This is a genomic window from Agathobaculum sp. TL06, assembly GCF_054658635.1.
On record NZ_BAAGGY010000058.1, the window covers coordinates 1 to 1599 of the forward strand.

A 1599-nucleotide genomic window follows, 5' to 3' on the forward strand; every position below is an offset into this window, starting at 1 on the left:
GCCGCGAACTCGTCCTCCACGTCCTGGCAGGTGAGAAACTTGACGCGCTCCGGATCATATTCCCCCAGCTCCTCTACGAACTGGTCGTGCTGCAGGTTCTCGCACCCCAGGCTCAGCACCAGCACCGCACCCGCGTTCGGATGCCGCGCCAGCGCCGCCAGCAGCTTCCTCGTCTGCGCGTGGTCATCGCCCGTCTGGCTGCACCCGTATGGATGCGGGAATGTATACAGCCCGTCTATGCTTCCGCTCACCAGGTCCTGGTTGTCCGACACCAGCTTTTTCGCCACGTCGTTGACGCAGCCCACCGTCGGGATGATCCAGATTTCATTCCGCACCGCCGCGCGGCCGTCCTCCCTCCGGTAGCCCTGGAATGTCTCCGGCTCCGCCGCCTCTATCTCGGGTACCGACGGCTCATAGGCATACTCCTCCTCGCCGGACAGGTTGGTCCGCATGTTGTGCGTATGTACCCAACTGCCCGCCTCCACCGGCTCCGTCGCATGGCCGATCGGGAAGCCGTATTTCACCACCGCTTCCCCTGCCGCGAGCGGTACGAGCGCGATCTTATGCCCCTGCGGGATATCCTCCCGCGCGGTCACCACCGCGTCCCCCGCTTTCAGCGTCTCTCCCTTTGACGCCGCATGCAGCGCCACCGCCACGTTGTCCCGCTCTGTGATCCGTATCAGCTTTGTCATCTTATCCTCCCTCTCACAGGCAGGAGGCGAACGCGGCCTCCGCGCCCTCCGTGCGGATCTTCGTAAGCCCCGCCAGCACCGCGGCTTCCAGCCCCGCGATCTCCGTCAGGTCCTGATCCCACATCTGCCGGTTGGTCAGCACCGCGTGTACCAGCTCCGCCGCGCTGTCGTCCTTATGCGCCCAGTAAAATTCCAGCGCCCAGCGGTCGTCCGAGCAGGTATAGGTGTTGCCCTTCGCCCGCCTGCACACCAGCCCCGCTTCGGTCAGCTCCTGCACATCGCTCGTGTAGAACGCGATATACGCCGCAAGGCTCATGCTCAGGCATTCCGGCAGCCGGCCCGTCTTTTCCACATATTCCAGCAGGCTCGGCAGGTTGCGCGCTTTCCATTTGGAGGTCGAATTGAGCGAAATGCTCATCAGCTCGTGGTCCACGAACGGGTTGTTGAACCGGTCCTGCACCGCCGCCGCGAACGCCTCCAGGTCCTGCTTATCCAGCGGCAGGGTCGGGATGACCTCCTCGTACAGCATCTTGTTCATAAAGCCGCGGATGCTGTCGTTGTGCATGCAGTCCCGCACGATATCGAAGCCCGCCAGGTATGCGCCCAGCACAAAGCCCGTGTGCGCGCCGTTCAGGATGCGCACCTTGCGCTTTTTGTACGGCGTCACATCCGGCACCACGATGCAGTTCAGCCCCGCCGCCTTGAACGGCAGCTGTTCCTCCAGCCACGCCGGTCCCTCGATGTTCCACACGCCGAACACCTCGCCCACGTCGATCAGCCCGTCATGGTAGCCGTTTTCCTCCTCCATGCGCGCCGCTTCCGCCGCGTCCTTGATCCGCCCCGGCACGATGCGGTCCACCAGCGTCGAGCAGAACGTGCAGCTCCCGCACCAGGCTCTGAACGCATC

Annotated in this window: 2 protein-coding genes; both read right to left on the reverse strand. The window is 64.1% G+C overall.

Annotated features, from left to right (window positions below; translation table 11 throughout):
• Window positions 1–692, reverse strand: a 692-nt coding sequence (locus ACYQ3S_RS15605) for a UxaA family hydrolase (RefSeq protein ID WP_459690285.1), incomplete at its 3' end; no start/stop codon positions are given.
• A gap of 13 nt (window positions 693–705) precedes the next feature.
• On the reverse strand, window positions 706–1599 hold an 894-nt coding region (locus ACYQ3S_RS15610; RefSeq protein ID WP_459690286.1), incomplete at its 5' end, for a mannitol dehydrogenase family protein.